At 49.0% G+C, this 3,568-nt stretch carries 3 protein-coding genes; all 3 read right to left on the bottom strand.

Going from position 1 to position 3,568, the window contains the following annotated elements; genetic code table 11:
- Positions 1-82 precede the first annotated feature (82 nt).
- Entirely contained in the window at positions 83-1,996 is a 1,914-nt protein-coding gene (cas3, locus tag JW953_04340; GenBank protein ID MBN1991907.1) for a CRISPR-associated helicase Cas3', read from the bottom strand.
- 1 nt (position 1,997) lies between these two features.
- Entirely contained in the window at positions 1,998-3,029 is a 1,032-nt protein-coding gene (locus JW953_04335; GenBank protein ID MBN1991906.1) for a WYL domain-containing protein, read from the bottom strand.
- Positions 3,030-3,183: 154 nt separating this feature from the next.
- Entirely contained in the window at positions 3,184-3,390 is a 207-nt protein-coding gene (locus JW953_04330) for a helix-turn-helix domain-containing protein (protein ID MBN1991905.1), read from the bottom strand.
- Between the last annotated feature and the right edge of the window lie 178 nt (positions 3,391-3,568).

Below are 3,568 nucleotides of genomic sequence, written 5' to 3'. Positions count from 1 at the left end.
TTTTTGTTAATGAACCCTTTGATCCAAGATTATTTGCCCCTATGTACCAGACAATCACCCTAAAAACTTTTGGGATACACCACTAGTCTAAAACGCCGGTTGGCAAGCCAAGCCGCTGTTCAGTTTTGGTTAGAGCGTAAGCCAATTCATCTCGTAAGGCTTGCCGTTTCACCGATTTTCTTTGTGTGGTTCTATCATAAAACGGATAGCTATACGCCTGGTACAAACCGGCAATGTGCTCTTGGTAAGTTTCTTGTTGATAGGTGTAAGGGCCTCCATCCAATTTTGGTTTCTTTTGGCGCTCTTTTACCGCCCAATCTGTTTTGCCAGGTACGCCGATACATAAACCGCGTTCTTCATCGTAACTTGCCAGGTGGGGGTGAATAGCTACCATTAAGGTATCTTCCAGAAAACTTTGCTCGTAAACAGGTTTCCAGGCATAACTAATTTCTCTACCGCCCCACTCTTCTTCACTCTCATACCGGTTCAAGCGCATCATGACCCAATCATCGTGCCCTATTTCTTCGGCCAATTCATTTAACTGGTTAAAAGCGCCATATACACTGCCGGTAAACAAACTAAAACTCTCTAACCGCCAGGGGCTTTGTTCGTCTACCTCGGCCTTGGGATCAGGATGCACAATAACATTGCGACTGCTCACATCGCGGATAAGCTCACGAGCCAGGCCGCGCTCCTGATACCCCATTGCCGTTTCCATCATTTGCCGGTGATAGAGACGATTGTCTTGCACTTTTTGTAATAAAGCAGCATCAGCCAAACCGTGCACTTCCGAAAGAATACTTTGCTCATCCATAAAATTAAGCGTGTGGCCGTTCCTGGTCTCGTTACCAAAGGCTTGCCGGGTCAGTTCGCAAAGTTCCTTTTGGCCATGGTCACGATAAGGTAAATAGTTGGGTTCACCCTTTTTGTCGAGGGGAAGTTCATAGATAAATACCTTGCCTGCTTCTCCCTCATAACGGGCGCACCGGCCCGCCCGCTGCAATACTGCATTAGCCGGGGCCAGTTCGGTATGCAGCGCGTCACAAGTGATGTCTAACCCCACTTCAATAACCTGGGTAGCAATCAGAATTGCGCTCTTAACCTTGTAAGCCTTTTTATCTTTGCCAAACTCACGCCGCAGCCAATCCTCTTTGGCCTTGCGGTCATCCTGGTAAAAACGGCTATGCAATAATTTAACTTCTATACCTGGGGAAGCATTGTTCCTGGTCGCTTCTAACAGGTCTTGGGCGCGTTGAACGGTATTGCAAATAGCAATTGAACGGCCATTCTCCGGGTGTTGGGTTAGCACTGCCTTATCAGTGAGCAGCTCATTTTCAAAGCGATAAGTTCGGGTTTTGTTTTGTGAAGGAATAGCCTGCATCGCGGCTCGTTCCGTTTCGTTTTCCGGCACAATAATCGCATCCAACTCTGCGGCCAATTTGGTCAGCATAGAGGTAGAGAAAGTGGCCGTCATCAACAAAAAAGGCGTAACCCCTTTGAGCATTTTGAGTATCTGCAAGGTGGTTGGTAGAGCCGTCTTGGGATCGTAAAGATGGAACTCATCAAAAACCAAATAACTGGCGGCAATGGCGCCGGCATTGATATTCGCTCGCCCGTTACCCAATGCAAAGGGAATACATAAAAAATTACTCAAGGTTTGGTCAATAGTGGTAAAGATCAAATCACCTTCGAGTTGCGGGTCTTCGGGCCGGTCGCCGGTTTGGATAGTGACATCAAGTTCTTGCTGCCAGCCATATCTGGTAATTATCTTGTTGTACTCAGCTACAAATTGATTGGCTAATACGCGCATTGGCACAGAGTAAATACATTTGCGCGGGAAACAATTCGCCTCAAGGTTTTTTCGAGCATGCAAAAAAGGCAACAAAGCAGCGGCCGTTTTGCCAGCCCCGGTTGGCGCTTGTAGGATTACGTTTTGGCCTGACAAAAGAAGGTCGCCTACTTTCTCTTGATAAGGATAAGGCCTAAATTCACTCATGTTAATCTCCAAAGAAATCACTAAAAGTTTGGGACAATGAGGAAGTTTCCGGGCCTTTGGCACTCACTTTGGCTGCGCGCCATCCATAAAGCTCAGCCAGTCTTCGGGCTTCGCCCATCATCATTTCCCGCAACTCCACCGGCTCTAACACCTCCACATCGCTGCCCCACCCCCTGATCCACGGCAGCATTTCTTTCCACTCGGCAATGGGGGCGGACCAAACCAGGCTGCCATCAGGCTGTGGTTCAAGCTTTTGCTCAGGATGCCACACGCTTTCTTGCACCCGGCGCATGGCCTCGCGCCCGGTAAAACGCAATTTCACCGGCGACGGCTCTTTATCGCTGGACCAGATACCCCAAGCGTATTTGAACAGGGTTTCTTCGGCAAAGTCCCGCTCAATCTCAAACGGCTCGGTGCTGAGGGTAGCTTTTTTAATTCTTTCCAACTGAAAGGGCGTCATCCCATCCCACACGTTGGTTTTGGCCACCACGTACACGCTGTCGCTCCAGGGTGAAGGTTCAATCAAATAGGGGCTGATAGTATGGTTGGTGGCTTTATCGCTGGTCAAGCCCCGGTAGCGGATATGCACCTTGAGTTGTTCGGCCCAACCCCTCACCAATTCCTCCAAGATGGCCTGCCGCCGGGCCGCATCGGGATGGTCGGGCACGGCGGCGGCCGCTTTCACCAGCCGTTCGGTCATCGGTTTATACAGGGCCAGGGCCAGTTTTTCCAGGGCGTTTTGCACGTGCCGTTTGGCCAGGCGGGTATTGCGGCTCAAACGGCGGGTGGCTAAATAAAGAACCAGGGCTTCGTATTGATTGACCCCCACATGAGAAATAAACTTCTCCCGGTCTATCTTATAACGCCCGTAGCCGGTTTGGATAAAGGGGTAATCTTGTTCCAGTTTCTGCCTGCGTCTAAAAACGGCGTCCCGGCCTACCCCCAGCCGGTCGGCCAATTCCTGGTCGCTGTAGCCATTGCCGGGTTGGGTATACAGCCGGATAAGCTCTTCGGTATCTATGGTTTTGCTCATGTTGCGCCTCGCGCTCAAGACCTGACAGGTTTTAAAAACCTGCCAGGTCTGGGTTATGGATGGCAACATTTTAACACACCTTGTTGCCAAATACCGTGAATTTGGCTTAAATTCGTTGAAATAAAGCCTAAAGCCTATGGTCAGGTTTATTGGCTCACTTCTTAAAAATTCCCAAAAAGCCCCGCTCATCTTCATAAAGCAATTCGCCGGTTTTTTCACCCACAGCGGGCAATAAGCGGGCCACTGCCTGGGGATGTAGATTCAAACGCCTGGCAATGTCGTTCATCCGCAATCTCCCATCATTTTCCTTAATTGTTTGTAACACAGCCGCTAAACGTTGCCGATCAATATTGCGTCCCATTGTAGACACCTCCATCTAAACTTGAGTTGTCTACAACTTAACGCGGCAGTGTTGCGTTTACGGCAACACCCGGCCGGAGATATAGTTTTTCAGTTACTACTTTGACAATGTTAGATTATTATGTTCAGTAATAAGATTCATCAAGGACTACGAGAATTATAAAGACGGGATTTGCGAG

Source organism: Anaerolineae bacterium (genome assembly GCA_016931895.1).
Lineage (GTDB): Bacteria > Chloroflexota > Anaerolineae > 4572-78 > J111 > JAFGNV01.
Note: the sequence above shows the minus strand (reverse complement) of the source record. Positions and strands in the feature narration are given on the sequence as shown.

Bases quoted from the DNA above. Each gene is read 5' to 3' on its own strand.
- JW953_04330 (MBN1991905.1), bottom strand. From the start codon at position 3,390: ATGGGACGCAATATTGATCGGCAACGTTTAGCGGCTGTGTTACAAACA.
- cas3 (MBN1991907.1), bottom strand. From the start codon at position 1,996: ATGAGTGAATTTAGGCCTTATCCTTATCAAGAGAAAGTAGGCGACCTT.
- JW953_04335 (MBN1991906.1), bottom strand. From the start codon at position 3,029: ATGAGCAAAACCATAGATACCGAAGAGCTTATCCGGCTGTATACCCAA.